Below are 15,648 nucleotides of genomic sequence, written 5' to 3' on the forward strand. Positions count from 1 at the left end.
CATGGGACGCACATGGCGAGTGGTCGTCGGATCCGACGGCGCCGGCTACGACTACAAGGAGGCGCTCAAGGCCGACCTCGAGAGGGACCCCCGGGTGTCGGAGGTCATCGACGTGGGAGTCGACGCCGAGGACGATACCGCGTACCCCTCGATCGCCATCGCCGCTGCCGAGAAGATCCGGGACAACGGGGCCGACCGCGCGCTCCTTGTCTGCGGCACCGGCCTCGGCGTCGCCATCGCCGCGAACAAGGTCCCGGGGATCCGTGCAGTGACGGCCCATGACAGCTACAGCGTCGAACGCAGCGTCCTGAGCAACAACGCCCAGGTCCTGACGTTCGGGCAGCGTGTCGTCGGCCTCGAGCTCGCGCGGCGGCTCGCCAGGGAATGGCTCGGATATGAGTTCGACGAGTCCTCTGCCTCGGCAAAGAAGGTCGCGGTCATCGAGGGCTACGAGAGCACGGGCTCCTGTGACTGAACCTGCCCCACTTCACCGGGACGCCCTCCACGCACCCATCGTCCTCGGCGTGAGCCTCAAGCTCTACATGGACGTCGACACCACGACGCGGTGGTCGCACGCTGTCTCGGACCTCGCACGGGCCCACCCGGCCATCGTGCAAGGCCGAGTGCGGCTATTCGTGCTTCCCTCCCTGCCTGCCCTCCCCGCCGTCCGCGATGAGTTCGAAGGAACGCCTGTCGGAGTCGGCGCGCAGGATCTCTTCTGGGAGGACCGGGGAGCCTTCACGGGGGCGGTCAGCGGAGCCGACCTGAAGACGGTAGGGTGCGCGTACGCCGAGGTCGGCCACGCTGAACGGCGCAGCCTCTTCGGCGACGACGACGAAGCTGTCCGCCGGAAGGTCGCGGCCGCACTGCGGAACGGGCTGACCCCGGTCCTCTGCGTCGGGGAGACCGCCAAGTCGCACGCCGCTGCTGCCGCTGCCGCTACGGGCGACGAGCTCGCATCCGCGATCGCAGCCCTGCCGCCGACCGGGTCCGGGCACGAACTCATCGTCGCCTATGAGCCCCGGTGGGCGATTGGGCAGGCCGAACCGGCTCCTGCAGAGCACGTGGCAGAAGTCATCGGAGAACTGCGCGCAAGGCTCGCAGCCGACGGCCGCATACGCTCGGCATCGGTCATCTATGGGGGAAGTGCCCAGCCTGGGACACTTTCAACGCTGGCCGGAACGGCCGACGGCCTGTTCCTGGGACGGTTCGCCCACGATCCCGGGCGGCTCGCCCTCATTGTTGACGAGGCTGATGCGCTAAGTGATCCTCAGGTGACCACGAGATGAGTTGAGAGGAACGATGTTGAAACCGGAGGAGGCGACGGCCGCCACGCGCCAGAGCCGGCAGCTGCAGCGCCAGCGGGCGATCAGCGACGCGGTGATGGCAGAGGGTGCGATCCGCATCGAACAGCTTGCCGAACGCTTCGGCATCAGTGTCATGACGGTCCACCGCGACCTCGACGAACTCGAGAACCGGGGACTCATCCGCAAGAACCGGGGCGTCGCGACAGCCACCTCCACCGCCCTGGTCGAATCCAGCGATGTCTACCGTTCCGGCAGGCAGCTCGCCGAGAAGGAGGCCATTGCCCAGGCCGCGCTCGAGTACATCGAGCCCGGTCAGGCCATCATCCTCGACGACTCGACCACGACCCTCCGGCTGGTGCCGCACCTGAAGGATCGCACGCCTCTGACAGTCATCACGAACACCCTGACGATCATCAACGAACTCCGGGGAACGAACGGGATCTCCCTGCTTGGAATCGGAGGCCAGTACTACAACTGGTGCAGCGCATTCATGGGGCGGATGACCACCGAAGCGATCGCTTCGCTCCGCGCGGACATCCTCTTCATGTCGACCTCGGCCATCACCGACGACATCGCCTTCCACCAGACGCAGGAGACGGTGGACGTCAAGCGGTCGATGTTCGATGCGGCCGCCAAACGCATCCTGCTGGCCGACCACACGAAGTTCGAGAAACGTGCACTCCATGCCATGCTCCCGCTCGAGCGCTTCGATGCCGTCATCGTAGACGCGCACACGGACAGCGGGCACATCGACAGGCTGCGCGAGAAAGGCGTGAGGATCTACGTCGCGCGCCGGCACCCCAGACAGTAGGCGCTACCGCCTGGCCCCGGGCACCGACAGCCTTCCTGCAGCCCATCCCCTCGAGGGGCGGATCAGTGGTGCGCGGATCGATCCACCACGCCCGTCCGGCCCACCCCCGCCACGTTCACGCCCCACCTCCATCAGAGCATCTCCGACGACCCCCTGTGCGAAAGGACTGACATGACGAATCCGGCTGAGGGAACCCAACCGGGCGCCGCCCTGCCCTCCACGATGCGCGCCGTTGTCTGCCACGGGCCCGAGGACTACCGGCTGGAAGAGCTGGCCGTGCCGCAGCCGAGGCAGGACGAGCTCCTCATCAGGGTCGAGGCCGTCGGGGTCTGCGCCAGCGACGTCAAGTGCTACCACGGAGCCGCCAAGTTCTGGGGAGATGAGAACCGGCCGTCATGGGCGCAGAAGGGCATCATCCCCGGGCACGAATTCGTCGGCATTGTGGTCGCTGCCGGCCAACACGCTCTCGCCCAGCGCAACATCGCGCTGGGCACCCGCATCGTATGCGAGCAGATCGTCCCCTGCGGGGAATGCCGCTACTGCCGCCGCGGCCAGTACTGGATGTGCGCGCCGCACGAAATGTTCGGCTTCCGCGGATTCGACGGCGCCATGGCCGAATACCTCCTCGTGCCCTCACGTGCCCGAGTCCACCAGGCACCGTCGCACATCCCAGCGCAGCACGCAGCATTCGCCGAGCCCCTATCCTGCGCGCTGCACGCAGTCGAGAGAGCCGACATCAAATTCGAGGACATCGTTGTCGTCGCCGGATGCGGCCCGATCGGACTCGGCATGATCGCCGGCGCCCGTTCCAAGAGTCCCGCAATGGTTGTGGCCTTGGACCTTTCCGACGAGAAGCTCGCACTCGCCAAGAAGTGCGGAGCCGACCTCACGGTCAACATCGGCAGAGAGGATGCCATCCAGACCATCAAGGACCTCACCGACGGGTACGGAGCCGATGTCTACCTCGAGGCCACAGGGCACCCCTCCGCGGTTGCGCAAGGACTGAACATCCTCCGCAAGCTCGGCACCTACGTCGAATACTCCGTGTTCGGCACAGAGGCCACCGTCGACTGGTCCATCATCGGCGACGACAAGGAGCTCAACGTCCTCGGGGCCCACCTCGGCCCGCACTGCTGGCCTGCCGCACTCCGACTCCTCGAGTCCGGCGCGCTGCCCATGGACGAGATCTGCAGCGACCAATTCCCTCTCGAAAGGTTCCTGGACGCAATCAACCTTGTCGGGAACCCGGCAGGCGGATCTGTGAAGGTCTCAATCCTCCTCTGACTGTTTTGGCCATGGCGGCCGCCCCCATTCCCAATAACTTGATTCGAAGGAGATTTCCGTGCCTGCTGTGGATGTGCAAGAACTGACCTGGACTGATGTGGACCGCAAGGCTGTGGACACGGTCCGGGTGCTCGCGGCCGATGCGGTGCAGAAGGTGGGCAATGGCCACCCCGGTACGGCGATGAGCCTGGCGCCGGCGGCGTACCTGCTGTTCCAGAAGCTGATGCGCCATGATCCGGCGGATCCGGCGTGGATCGGGCGGGACCGGTTCATCCTCTCCCCGGGGCATTCGTCCCTGACGCTGTACATCCAGCTGTTCCTGGCCGGGTACGGGCTGGAGCTTTCGGATCTTGAGGCGCTGCGGACGTGGGGCTCGCTGACTCCGGGGCATCCGGAGTACGGGCACACCAGGGGTGTGGAGATCACCACGGGCCCGCTGGGGCAGGGCCTGGCCTCCTCGGTCGGGTTCGCGTACTCCCAGCGGCGCGAGCGGGGCCTGTACGACCCGCAGGCCGAGCCGGGCACGTCCCCGTTCGACCACACGGTGTGGGTGATCGCCTCGGACGGGGACCTGCAGGAGGGCGTGACCTCGGAGGCGTCCTCCCTGGCCGGGCACCAGGAGCTGGGCAACCTCGTGGTGATCTACGACGAGAACCACATCTCGATCGAGGACGACACGGACGTGGCCTTCACCGAGGACGTCCTCAAGCGCTACGAGGCGTACGGCTGGCACACCCAGCGGGTGGACTGGACCAAGACCGGCGAGTACGCCGAGGACGTGCCCGAGCTCTGGGACGCGCTGGTGGCGGCGAAGGCCGAGACGGGCCGGCCCTCGATCATCTCGCTGCGCACGGTCATCGGCTGGCCGTCCCCGACCAAGCAGAACACGGGCAAGATCCACGGCTCGGCCCTGGGCGCGGAGGAGGTCGCGGCCCTGAAGGAGGTCCTGGGCTTCGACCCGGAGAAGTCCTTCGTCGTGGACCCGGAGGTCCTGGCGCACACCCGCGGGGCCATCGGGCGCGGCCAGGAGGCCAAGGCCGCCTGGCAGGAGTCCTTCGACGCCTGGGCCGCGGCGAACCCCGAGGCCGCGGCCCTGCACGAGCGCATCGAGGCCCGCCGCCTGCCCGCGGGCTGGGAGAAGTCCCTGCCGGAGTTCCCCGCCGGGAAGGACGTCTCCACCCGGGCCGCCTCGGGCAAGGTCCTGAACGCGATCGGCCCGGTCCTGCCGGAGCTGTGGGGCGGGTCCGCGGACCTGGCCGAGTCGAACAACACCACCATCGAGGGCTCGCCCTCGTTCATCCCGGCCTCCCGCTCGACCGCGGCCTGGAAGGGCAATCCGTACGGACGGGTCCTGCACTTCGGCATCCGCGAGCACGCCGCGGCCGCGATCGTGAACGGCATCACCCTGGGCGGGAAGACCCGGGCGTTCTCCGGCACGTTCCTGATCTTCAGTGACTACCAGCGCCCCGCCATCCGCCTCTCGGCGCTGATGGGCATCCCGTCCACGTACGTGTGGACGCACGACTCGATCGGCCTGGGCGAGGACGGCCCGACCCACCAGCCGGTCGAGCAGCTCGCCTCCCTGCGCGCGATCCCCCACCTGGACGTGGTGCGCCCCTGCGACGCGAACGAGACCGCCCAGGCGTGGAAGGCGATCCTGGAGAACACGCAGAACCCGGCCGGGATCGTCCTGACCCGCCAGAACCTGCCTGTCTGGGAGCGCGGCCAGGGTGCCTTCGCCGACGCCTCCGGGGTCGCCCGGGGCGGCTATGTCCTGGCCGAGGCCCAGCGCGAGGGGAACGACGTGGCCCCGGACGTGATCCTCATCGGCACCGGCTCGGAGGTCCAGCTCGCCGTCGCCGCCCGGGAGGCCCTCGCGGCCGAGGGCATCGCCGCGCGCGTGGTCTCCATGCCCTGCGTGGAGTGGTTCGACGCCCAGGACGCCGCCTACCGCGAGTCCGTCCTGCCCGCGGCCGTGAGGGCCCGCGTCTCGGTCGAGGCCGGCCTGGCGCTGACCTGGCACCGGTTCGTCGGCGACGCCGGCCGCACCGTCAGCCTCGAGCACTACGGGGCCTCCGCGGACTACAAGACCCTCTTCACCGAGTTCGGCATCACGGCCGAGGCGGTCACCGCCGCCGCCAAGGACTCCATCGCCGCCGCCGCGGCCTGACTCTCACAAGGAGCATCGATCATGACTACCCCCACCCAGGCACTCTCCGACGCGGGCGTGTCCATCTGGCTCGACGACCTCTCCCGCGCCCGCCTCGCCGACGGCTCGCTCGCTGCGCTGATCGAGGAGAAGAACGTGGTCGGCGTGACCACGAACCCCACGATCTTCCAGGCCGCGATCACCAAGGGCCACGGCTACGACGCCAAGCTCCGTGAGCTGGTCGCCTCCGGCGCGGACGCGCAGCAGGCCGTGTTCGAGCTGACCACCTCCGACGTCGCCGACGCGTGCCGGCTCTTCGCCCCGGTCGCGGCGGCCACGCACGGGGTCGACGGCCGCGTCTCGATCGAGGTCGATCCGCGCCTGGCCTGGGACACCGCCGGCACGATCGCCGAGGCCAGGCACCTGCACGCCAAGGTCGCCGAGCCCAACGTGCACATCAAGATCCCCGCCACCGTCGAGGGCCTCGAGGCGATCGCGGAGACGCTCGGGGCCGGGATCAGCGTCAACGTGACCCTGATCTTCTCCCTCGAGCGGTACCGCGCGGTCATCAACGCGTTCATGACCGGCCTGGAGAAGGCCAAGGCCGCAGGCCACGACCTGTCCCAGATCCACTCGGTCGCCTCGTTCTTCGTCTCCCGCGTGGACACCGAGGTCGACAAGCGCCTCGAGGCCATCGGCACCGAGGAGGCCAGGGCCCTCAAGGGCAAGGCCGGCCTGGCCAACGCCCGCCTCGCCTACCAGATCTACCAGGAGGAGTTCACCACCGAACGATTCAAGCTCCTCGCCGACGCCGGCGCCCTCCCGCAGCGCCCACTGTGGGCCTCCACCGGCGTGAAGGACCCCTCCCTGCCGGACACCCTCTACGTCACCGGGCTCGTCGCCCCGGGCGTGGTGAACACGATGCCCGAGAAGACCCTCGAGGCCACCTTCGACCACGCCGAGGTCACCGGGGACACCGTCACCGGCACCTACACCGCCTCCAACTCCCACCTCGACGCCCTCGCCCAGCACGGCATCGACTACAACGACGTCGTCGCCGTCCTCGAATCCGAAGGCCTGGACAAGTTCGTCACCTCCTGGAACGACCTCCTCAAGGACGTCGAGGCAACCCTCGCCGAAACCGCCCACGGAGCGGGACTGTCAGTTAAACGGTGTGCGGGGCCTTGGCGGTTTCAGTGAGTGGTTCTCTCGAACCGGTCCGCGAAGGTGATCGCGAACGCGTTGAGGGCTGGCTTCCACCTGATCGCCCAGCGTGCCCTGCCGCCGCCTGTGGGGTCAAGGGAGCGGGTGACCAGGTAGAGGCACTTCAGCGCCGCGGCCGCGGTCGGGAAGTGGCCCCGTGCCCTGACGGCCCGGCGGTAGCGGGCGTTGATCGACTCGATCGCGTTCGTCGTGCAGATCACGCGCCTGATCTCCACGTCGTATTCGAGGAACGGCACGAACTCCGCCCAGGCGGACTCCCAGAGCCGCACGATCGCCGGGTAGCGGGAACCCCACTCCTTGGCGAACTCGGCGAAGCGGTCCTTCGCCGCGGCCTCGGACGGTGCCGTGTAGACCGGTTTGAGCGCCTTGACGATCGCGTCGCGGTGCTGCCGGCCTGCGTACTGGAACGAGTTGCGGATCAGGTGAACGATGCACTGCTGGACCACCGTGCGCTCCCACGTGGTGGTGATGGCTTCGGGCAGACCCTTGAGCCCGTCGCACACCGCGATGAACACGTCCTCGACCCCACGGTTCTTCAGCTCCGCGAACACGCTCAGCCAGAACCTCGCCCCTTCGCCTCCCTCGCCTCCGGCCCAGATGCCCAGGATCTCCCGTTCTCCGTTCGAGCTCACTCCCATGACCACGTAGAACGGGGTGTTGCGCACCTGGCCGTCTCTGACCTTCACGACGATCGCGTCGACGAAGATCACCGGGTAGACCGGGTCAAGCGGGCGGGAGGACCACTCCGAGAGCTCCCCGGCGACCTTCTCGGTGATCTTCGAGACCGTGTCCTTGGAGACCTTCGCCCCATACACCTCGTCGAAGTGCGCGGCGATCTCCCCGGTGGTCAGGCCCCGCGCGGAAAGCGAGAGCACGATCTGGTCGATGCCCTCCAGACGACGCTTCCGCTTGGGCACGATCACGGGCTCGAAGGAGCCCTCCCGGTCCCGGGGAACCTCGATCTCCACCGGTCCGATCTCCGTCAGCACCGTCTTCTTCCGTGTGCCGTTTCGCATATTCGAGCTCAGCGGCCGCTCGCCGTGCCCGTGGCCCAGATGCTCGGTCAGCTCTGCCTCGAGCGCAGTCTCGAGGACCTGCTTCGTCAGCCCGGACAGCAGCCCGCCCGGCCCGACAAGCCCGACGCCCTGCTCCTTCGCCTGGGCAAGAAGCTGTTCGGCCAGCTTCCTGTGGTCGATAATCTCTCCCGTCACAGGATCGACCATCACATCAGAATCAATCTCGGTCGTGTCCGACACGGCCTGTCCTTCCAGTCAGGCCAAGCCCCCACACACCGTTTTTCCGACAGTCCCCACGGAGCGCCCTGCTCGCGAAGTAGACAACCGTGAATGCCGGTGAGCCCATGATGCCCAGCAATGGTTCCTTTGACGAGACAGCGGCTTGAGGTCCTCGGGTCAATGGTGTGGATTTGTGCGGTACGTGGCGGCGTTCTGTGATCGCTCGGTGTCGCAACCGAAGGCTTTGATCGTCTTGCATGGCATGCGTTCGGACACATAGAGGTTTCGAGACGGCACCGGGGAGCTGCAAATGCGTTGCCTTCGTGATCCGCAGGACACCGTAGAGGCCTGGCTGGCTGGCCTCACCCCCGCGATGTGTGCGGCACGGCCCCGGAGCGTCGTCGACACGGCCGAGTGCATCGCGGCCGCCTCCAGCTGGCGCCGTTCCGGCAGTAGGCTGCCACCATGAATTGGGGGACATTCACCGAATTTCACCTGCGGCGAGGCATGGCCGCGGCAGCTCTGGCGATCATCGGGCTATTGCTCACGGGCTGCGCCCCGAGCCCAGTCGTGGAGGGGGAAGCAAAGCGTGCCGCGCAGACCTGCAGCGTCCCGGACTCGACCTTGGACATCAGCAGCGGGGGCAAGACCGCGACCTTCAAGTACGGCTATAACGACGGTGCCAAGGCGGGCTGCATGATGCGCGAGGTGGGCGGCAAGCAGTGGGCGGACGCGACCCTTCTGTCCGCGCAGAAGAGCAGCGGCGGACTCGTCGACACGTATACAACCGTGCAAGGACGGAACGTCCACGTGACGGTCACCGCCAACCCGGCTCCCGGCTCGGGAGGGTCCCTCACCTTCGAGGAGAAGTAGCCATTCCCGGGGAGCGTGCCAGGCTCCCCCGCGCCGGAAGCAAGATGCGCCTCTAACTAGCCAGCCGGGGCAATGACTTCGAGGCCGCCAACGAAGGGGTCGTCTGGGCGGGGCAGCGCGGGCACCTCAGCGCGCCAGAAGAACCCGCACCGGCAGCGCCGCAAGGTCACCGGCTATGGCCGCACCGGAGCGTGCACCATCGTCCAGCCCTTCCGATAGGCTCCCTTTGCAGGTCAGCGGGGAGGTGGTGGAACGGTTCGTGCCGGCAATCGCACGGCGTCAAAGACGGCGAGAGCATCCTGAACCGCGTCACGGCCTTTGCGAACCATCGTGAGCGCATTATCAAAGCTCATGTGGCCAGCATGAAGACCCGATCCGGGGCCGAGGTCGACTCGGGCGGTTGGCTGGTTGTAGAGACGAGGCGCCCAAGAGTACCCGTGCGCGTACCCAGAGCACAGCTGCCACATGGCGAGATAGTCGTTCTGGCGGATTCTGTCGACAACTTGGACGATATCCGTGCGCACCGGCTTCGCCTTCACTGTTTGGGGTTTGAGCTGCAACTTTGCGGCAGAGGCTAGGAGATTTTCCTGTTCAGACTTGAACTCGTCCTCGAGGCCTTTGAGTCCTCCTGAGTCGACCATGCCCTTCCGTTTGGCCAGGAAGTTGATCGCGTTCCGTGCCGAGTCGTAGCGCACGCGAAGTGCCCGTTCGCGTCGCTCTCTCCCGTCCTTACCGAACAAGACCCACAGAGCCATCGATGCTGATTCAATCGCTCCTCGCACCATCGTTGCCGTACCGCCGGAACTTACTTGGAGTGTGTCGACGATCAGCGATGTGGCGGAACCAAGCTGGTCGAGCGACGTGGAAGTCATGGCCTTGCAGACCGAAACGACGTACCCATCGGCCCCGTGGAGAGTGAGATCTTCTGCGAGCAGGCTCCCCTCGTGAATTGCCATTGCTTCCTCGGAGGCGATGTCCTGCAAATGCTCACGAGCCCAATCTCGGATGGCCTCCAGTTCGGCCAGTGCTTCTTCGTCCCCCAGATCAGCCATGGCTTGATCATAGGAGCCAACTTGGTCCCCAGCGGTCGTCCGTTACCCGGCCGACGCTGGAAGCCGCACGGCGGCGAGCCAGCCGCACAAGTCGCACGCGACCTCGGGATGTCCCGGGCCACCTTCTACAGGCGATCGCAAGCACTCAAGGGCTAGCGACAACGAGCGATCACAGAACACCGCCAAAGAGCGGTCAAATCCACAGCGCTGCGTCGCCGTGGTCGTCCGGTAGAGGAGACGCCTCGTATCCCGAGGGTTGCAAGACACCCTGCAGGCCCAGCCATATCCGCCTGTGAGTCTCGGATGCTACGGCGGCCCCGAATACCTTACCCCTCAAGACCCACACCCAGAAGGCCAGACAGCCCTGAACGATCCCGCCGATCCTTTGATGAGACAGTCACGATTGGTATCCGGCCATCCCACCACCTCAGCGGCGGAGGATGCTAACTGTTTTCTTCCTCGAATTCTTGCATTATTTGTGCAATCCGGTCGATGAGACTCCGTTCAGCGCCCAGCTCCAGTTCGTGGAGGTCAGCGTCTGTCTCTGATTTGGACGCAGCTGCCAGGCTGGCGAGTGCTGCCCGAAGTTCCGGCGACTCGGGGCCATGGTAGGTCCAGAAGGTCGGAGTGAGCCGGCGGCGAATCTGGTCCAGGGCGTTGCCCAGTGTTTCCGGTCCGAGCTGTCGTGCGCGGTGGATCAGGCGGCGAGCGAGGTCGATGTGATGGGCTGCCCATGCATCGATCGGAGAAAGGATGCCGAAAAGATGCGATAGCTGTTCTTCGTCGAGATCTCCTGCGGCGGCAATCAGAGCGTCCTTGACATGGTGGGGAAGCCTTTCGCCGACGACCTTACTGAGCACCTCGGCGACTCCGGCCTGGTTCGGTCCTTTACACTCGGCGAGAATCCAACCGGCGATTGCCCCAGGGTTTTCGGCGAGTGTTTGCTGGAGGATCCCGTACATGGGAAGTCGCAGTAACTGACCAAGCGCTCTATCGTTCGACAGTCGGTCGAGAACGAGGCGCGCGTGGTTGCTGGCAATGTCGGCGATCAGGGTTTCGGTCTGCCATGTCCCGACCTTCAGGCGGGATAGGAGGTCGAGGACCGCCGAAGCCTGTTCCGAGGTCAGCTCCCGGCCCCAGTTCAGTCCGTGAAGGCCAGCCGCCGCTCCGAGGATCCCCGAGATGGTGCCTTCGTCGGCCCCATGTTCGATGAGTGATCCCGAGACCGACACAGGGTCACTCATGAGTGGGAGCGCGGCAAGGAACTCCTGCCGAACGCCTTCCGACCGGTCTGTTGTTCCTCGCATGACGACCTCAGCGTAGGGGCCGCCGCGCTCCGCCCACCCGTATATGCGTGCGGCGCGAGCCACGGCCCGCCGCATGCCTTCCCTTTGGTTTTGCATCTCAATGAACAGTGATTCCAGGAAGACCTCGTCCCCGCTGCGTAGCCCTTCAAGGAGCACCGGAACCCCTAGGTCGATCGGCCCGTCGGGCAGCTCGATGATTTCCTCGACGATACCGACGAGGTGAGCTGGACGGTGTGCCACAAGATGGGAGAAGAGTTCCACAATCTGATTTGGGGGCATGGTAGGCGATGCCTCTGACATCAACAGCGCCTCGCGCAGCTCGCGGTCTACGCGCTGTACCCCCGCTTTTGGACTATTGCTCGGCGGCCAAATCGAGTCTGCAAGACGAGTCAGGCTCGCCTGAACGCGCAGAAGATGCTCCTGCCACCGGGAGTCGAAGTCATCGGTCTTCGCATCCGGGTCAGTAGAGGACGCTGCCGAGATAGCTTTTCGAAGCTCCTCCAGCGGGGGCACGGTCTGGCCGCGCTGGGAAGCCGGTCCGGCAAGGGTTTCGCCGCCGAGGAGATAGTCGCTCAGATCATCGTCCTCGAGCTGGTCCAGCCAGGTCAGCAGTGACAGCGCTGCGTGCCTCATCTCCGGCGAGGTGGCGTGCGCGGCCGGTATCTCGGCGGCGCGTCGGACCGCTCTGCGGACGACGGACTTGTGTGTGGATTCCGCGATGGTGCGCAGGGTCGCGATGGTTGCCAGATCGTCCTCGGACCACACAGTCCGGTGCTCGTCGTCCACCTGTGCGCCGACTAACCCGATGGGCTCGCTCACCGCTCCCTCGAGCAGCTTGAGGATCTCGGCGGTCAGCGGCAGGTTCTCGTCGCTTGCCGCTCCCAAGCACAGCTCCCTGATGGCGTCCCTGAGCGGGCGGGCCGATGCGGGATCAATTAGGTAAGACTTCAGCGAGAGCGCGTTGTGACCCATATCCGTCGTCGTCCCCTCCTTGGCAAGGAACGGCGCGACTGCGAACAACGGCGTGAGGGCATCGTCTGGTCGGGGCGGCTCGGCGAGCCATCGCGCGACGGCTGCGATGATCCGCAGCGGATAAGACCGGTCAGGGAGTCGTGCCAAATTGCAGAGCTGGTCGAGGATGACCCTGCACGGATGGTCGAGCGCCTTGTCGATGGCGCGTGGGTCTCCTCGGCCAAGGCTCCAGAGGGCATCGAGGACTTCCTCCAATACCTCTGGTTCGTTGGCGGCGCAGGCTCCATACGGAGCGGCCAGCCTGCGCTCCACGGCCGTGCGGTCAATCAGCCCCGATCCGAACATCGCGGCCCGATCGTCGTCGAGGGACCGGCCTGAGGGATTCTCGTCGGGTGGAAGCGCGTCGAGTACGTCCAGCCGGTGCTGGATTCGGCCCAGAATCCACACCGTCTTGGCGGGCTGGGTGAGCGGCAGCATGCCAAGGTGTCCGGCGAGGGCGTACAGGGTCCCGTAACCGCCCCGATCGATTACAGCCTCGAGCCCTGCCCAGACGGGGTTCATGACGCTTGGGCCTTTCAGCTGGGAAAGCCGCCACTCAAGACTGCCGATCGATGTCAGGAGATCCTCGCGAGCCACCTCTCCGAGTGCGTCCCAGAGGGTCGCGATGAAGCTCGTGGGGTTCCCCCCAATCACTGATGCCTGCTCTAGGACCTGGTCGGCGAACAGCTCAGGCCCAACTCTTGCCCTGCCACCCTGTTCAAGCAGCACACCGCGGTCCCGGAGCTGTGCGAGAAGCTCGAGGTAGTCCTCCAACTCGATCCCACCCATCTCCATGATGCCTGTGCGGATCTCCTTGTCGTTGAGATCAACCGCGCCGAGCGCTGATAGTGTGGCCAGCACCTTCTGGACGCGGCGGCGTTCGACCGCGTCGACGCCTTCCACGAGCACATCCTCATATCGGGCCATCACCTGTTGCCTCAGGCCGGCATTGACGGCCAGGTGTCCTGACAGCAGCCCGCGCCGGATCATGTTCAGCGTCAGAACTGCCATGAACGGTGCATCGCACGCCTGACGGACCAGAAGTTCGGTAAGCGGGTAGTCGATCGAGAGGCCGTCGGAAAGCGCCGTCACCAGACTGCGGCTCTCGCGCTCCCTGAGGGGCTCGACCGAAATGTGACGGATCTCGTCCTGGTTGAAGCCCCCTCGGAGCAGCCCGAAAAGGATTGATCGCGACTCCAATCCTCTGGCACCGAGCACGAGCTGGGTGTCCGGGTACTGCTTGGCATAGTTCAGGAGAGGTCCGAGGTCCCCGATGCGGTGTGCGTCGTCGACGACCACCACGGCGGGCGTCAACGGCAGTTCGCGCACTGCAGCCACGTCGGGGCTCTGGCCGGGAGAGAGCCAGAGCACCTGGATCTGAGGATTCGACTCCTGAAATGTATTCAAGCACTGGACCATGAGACGGGTCTTGCCGATACCGCCGACACCGCTGACAATTACGACCCTCGGCCAATCCTGCGTGCGGTCCAACGCGGAGGCCAGGGCTTCGGTTTCCTTGACCCGCCCGGCCGTTGGTCCGAGGTCATTCAGCAGATCGTCTGCGCTCCGACGACGGTCGGTCATGTCCTGGAGGCCGAGGAACGAGTCGTCTCCCGGAACTCGAAGGAAGTGGCGCCGAAACGTCTCGCCCCACATCGCATCGAGCAGTCGCCTTTGCCTGTGTAGCGGAACGTCCTCCAGCATCTGGGTGAGGCCGCGCCGGTCGAGGATGTCCCAGCCTTCATGGGCCTTCACTGCGCGTCGAGCGGCGGAGGAAGCCTCGCCTGAATAGACGATGTAGTACTCATCCGCTACAAAGGTGCACTCAGCGACGAACGCATGGACGTCAGCTTCACTCAGCTTGTCCAGTCGCTTGCACTGCCACGCGACCGCTGTGCCGTCGCTCCAGGTTCCCTCGAAGTCGATTCCGTGCTGCTTGTCGCCTCGACGGCCCCATCGTTGGACCCGCAGCACATGCCGGGCAGGCTCCGCCACGAACCGGTGCGCGTTAAGGAGATCCTCGGTGAAGTCCTCGAATCGATCAGGCGATAGATTCCCGGTGGGCAGCAGATCCGCGTGACGCCCATCTGGGACCGGTGAGTCCGACGGCTCTGCTGGGATGTTCACAGCGCTATTCTGCCGCGCCAGGCGCTTACAAGCCCGGAAGACTCTAGATGTCGATCCCCTGAAACCGAGCGCAGCGACGCTGGCAGCCTCGGCCCAAAAGCCGCCCCCCCCGGAGCGTCGGGGGAACCTTGGCGTCATATCAACGGTTCCTTTAACTGGAAGACGCCGCCCCGCTTGGACCCCTCCCTCAACCGCGGAAGACTTCCTTGGAAGATCAAGGAAGTCCTTGGCCCCACTTGTCCCAGCAACGTGTCTCACTCCGCCATTCTCGGAAATCGACCCAAATGTGCCTCTGACGGGACAACTGGCGGAGGGACCGCGTTCAGGTTCTGCTCCCTGCGCGACGGCATCACCACCGACCTGAGCGCCGGACGGGCGGCCACGAGGTCACGGCCAGCGATCCAAAGGTCGCGAGCGCCGACGAGCTCAAGGCCCTGGTGTCGGCCCGGTGCACGGTCTACCGACGCCTCAGATTCGACTACAGATGACGCTTACGCGCCGTTCCGGAGTCTGAGAATTCCGCTGTCGCCCGCGATACTGCTTCGGTGACCTCACTGCTTGACAAGATGGCCCCTTGGGAGCTGACTGCCTCTTGGGCTGTATGGCCGCGGTCCGAGAGGTACTCCCGGACCAGCGACATATCCTTCCCGAGCGGGGACCTTGCCGGTGTCCTCCATGCCCGCTCGATCGTTCTCGGGCTGAACCCCGGCGAGTCTGCTGTCGAGCGCACGCCGTGGCAGAACTTCCACACCGGCCCGCGGCATAACGACCATTTCCTGGCGGAGGCATTCCGCGACACCCCGCATTGGGGTGCCTACATGACGGATCTACTCACCCAGGTGAACTCGAAGTCGAAGACACTCGACCTCAGTGAGGAGATCATCGTCCGCGATGTTGGGGTGCTTGCCGAGCAGTTGCTGGTCCTCGAGGTGGATGACCCGATCTTCATTCTCATTGGCGCCCGGACCGCTTGGGCCTTCAAGCAGCATCAGTCAGCCCTCGCTGAGGCACTCGGTCTGGCCACGGTTCGCTCGGCCAAGGTGCCGCATTACTCGGCTGCGAACGGACGAATGCACAGGAACCGCCCGGACGAATACCGACGGATCGTTCTCAGCGCGCTCGACGGTGCGGCCGACTGTGGCAGGCGAGATCCATCCAGGTCATAGCGCTCCAGCGCGCACGGTCCCGCGGCGGTTGCCCGGGATTCTTCTTCTGTGGTTCCTCGCCCGTCATCGCGCTGATTCGCCAGCAGGGGGTCGCTGATGAAA

11 protein-coding genes and 1 pseudogene are annotated in these 15,648 nt (G+C 65.8%); 9 read left to right on the forward strand and 3 right to left on the reverse strand.

The features are described from left to right. Position 1 precedes the first annotated feature (1 nt). The 6 genes from SCMU_RS19465 (at position 2) to tal (ending at position 6,751) form a co-directional block, all read left to right on the forward strand. The gene (locus SCMU_RS19465; RefSeq protein WP_229230720.1) at positions 2-475 is read left to right on the forward strand and encodes a ribose-5-phosphate isomerase; all 474 of its coding nucleotides are present in this window, start codon (positions 2-4) and stop codon (positions 473-475) included. Beyond that, positions 468-1,289: a triose-phosphate isomerase family protein gene (locus tag SCMU_RS19470; RefSeq protein ID WP_229230722.1), complete on the forward strand. Its 822-nt coding sequence runs from the start codon at positions 468-470 to the stop codon at positions 1,287-1,289. The genes SCMU_RS19465 and SCMU_RS19470 overlap by 8 nt, the downstream gene beginning before the upstream one ends. Positions 1,290-1,302: 13 nt before the next feature. Next, positions 1,303-2,118, forward strand: a complete 816-nt coding sequence (locus SCMU_RS19475) for a DeoR/GlpR family DNA-binding transcription regulator (RefSeq protein WP_229230724.1) — start codon at positions 1,303-1,305, stop codon at positions 2,116-2,118. Positions 2,119-2,289: 171 nt separating this feature from the next. Next, positions 2,290-3,402: an alcohol dehydrogenase catalytic domain-containing protein gene (locus SCMU_RS19480; protein ID WP_274602896.1), complete on the forward strand. Its 1,113-nt coding sequence runs from the start codon at positions 2,290-2,292 to the stop codon at positions 3,400-3,402. A 67-nt stretch (positions 3,403-3,469) separates the two neighbouring features. After that, positions 3,470-5,572: a transketolase gene (gene tkt, locus SCMU_RS19485; protein ID WP_443020352.1), complete on the forward strand. Its 2,103-nt coding sequence runs from the start codon at positions 3,470-3,472 to the stop codon at positions 5,570-5,572. Positions 5,573-5,593: 21 nt separating this feature from the next. Beyond that, positions 5,594-6,751, forward strand: coding sequence for a transaldolase (gene tal / locus SCMU_RS19490; RefSeq protein ID WP_229230727.1), 1,158 nt, complete (start codon positions 5,594-5,596; stop codon positions 6,749-6,751). On the opposite strand, the gene SCMU_RS19495 is transcribed toward tal, so the two are convergent. Next, entirely contained in the window at positions 6,745-7,998 is a 1,254-nt protein-coding gene (locus SCMU_RS19495) for an IS256 family transposase (protein WP_136611034.1), read from the reverse strand. The genes tal and SCMU_RS19495 overlap by 7 nt on opposite strands. A 477-nt stretch (positions 7,999-8,475) precedes the next feature. Between SCMU_RS19495 and SCMU_RS19500 the strand changes: the two genes are divergently transcribed. After that, entirely contained in the window at positions 8,476-8,883 is a 408-nt protein-coding gene (locus SCMU_RS19500) for a hypothetical protein (protein WP_229230728.1), read from the forward strand. Positions 8,884-9,116: 233 nt separating this feature from the next. Here the strand turns inward: SCMU_RS19500 and SCMU_RS19505 are convergent, their stop codons facing one another. Then, positions 9,117-9,935 carry a hypothetical protein gene (locus SCMU_RS19505; protein ID WP_229230729.1) on the reverse strand — a complete coding sequence of 273 codons (819 nt, stop codon included), beginning with the start codon at positions 9,933-9,935 and terminating at the stop codon, positions 9,117-9,119. 69 nt (positions 9,936-10,004) lie between these two features. Here SCMU_RS19505 and SCMU_RS21225 point away from each other — a divergent pair. Beyond that, a pseudogene (locus SCMU_RS21225) lies at positions 10,005-10,091 on the forward strand (recombinase family protein); the annotation flags it as partial. Positions 10,092-10,378: 287 nt separating this feature from the next. On the opposite strand, the gene SCMU_RS19510 reads toward SCMU_RS21225, so the two are convergent. Then, positions 10,379-14,380, reverse strand: coding sequence for a P-loop NTPase (locus SCMU_RS19510; RefSeq protein WP_229230730.1), 4,002 nt, complete (start codon positions 14,378-14,380; stop codon positions 10,379-10,381). A gap of 545 nt (positions 14,381-14,925) precedes the next feature. On the opposite strand from SCMU_RS19510, the gene SCMU_RS19515 reads away from it, so the two are divergent. Continuing rightward, a complete protein-coding gene (locus tag SCMU_RS19515) occupies positions 14,926-15,546 on the forward strand; it encodes a hypothetical protein (RefSeq protein WP_229230731.1) in 621 nt (206 codons plus the stop codon). Positions 15,547-15,648 lie beyond the last annotated feature (102 nt).

It is taken from the genome of Sinomonas cyclohexanicum (assembly GCF_020886775.1).
Taxonomy (GTDB): Bacteria; Actinomycetota; Actinomycetes; order Actinomycetales; family Micrococcaceae; genus Sinomonas; species Sinomonas cyclohexanicum.

Coding starts and splice junctions, on each gene's coding strand:
- SCMU_RS19465 (WP_229230720.1), top strand. CDS start 2: ATGGGACGCACATGGCGAGTGGTCGTCGGATCCGACGGCGCCGGCTAC.
- SCMU_RS19475 (WP_229230724.1), top strand. CDS start 1,303: ATGTTGAAACCGGAGGAGGCGACGGCCGCCACGCGCCAGAGCCGGCAG.
- SCMU_RS19480 (WP_274602896.1), top strand. CDS start 2,290: ATGACGAATCCGGCTGAGGGAACCCAACCGGGCGCCGCCCTGCCCTCC.
- tal (WP_229230727.1), top strand. CDS start 5,594: ATGACTACCCCCACCCAGGCACTCTCCGACGCGGGCGTGTCCATCTGG.
- SCMU_RS19495 (WP_136611034.1), bottom strand. CDS start 7,998: ATGGTCGATCCTGTGACGGGAGAGATTATCGACCACAGGAAGCTGGCC.
- SCMU_RS19500 (WP_229230728.1), top strand. CDS start 8,476: ATGAATTGGGGGACATTCACCGAATTTCACCTGCGGCGAGGCATGGCC.
- SCMU_RS19505 (WP_229230729.1), bottom strand. CDS start 9,935: ATGGCTGATCTGGGGGACGAAGAAGCACTGGCCGAACTGGAGGCCATC.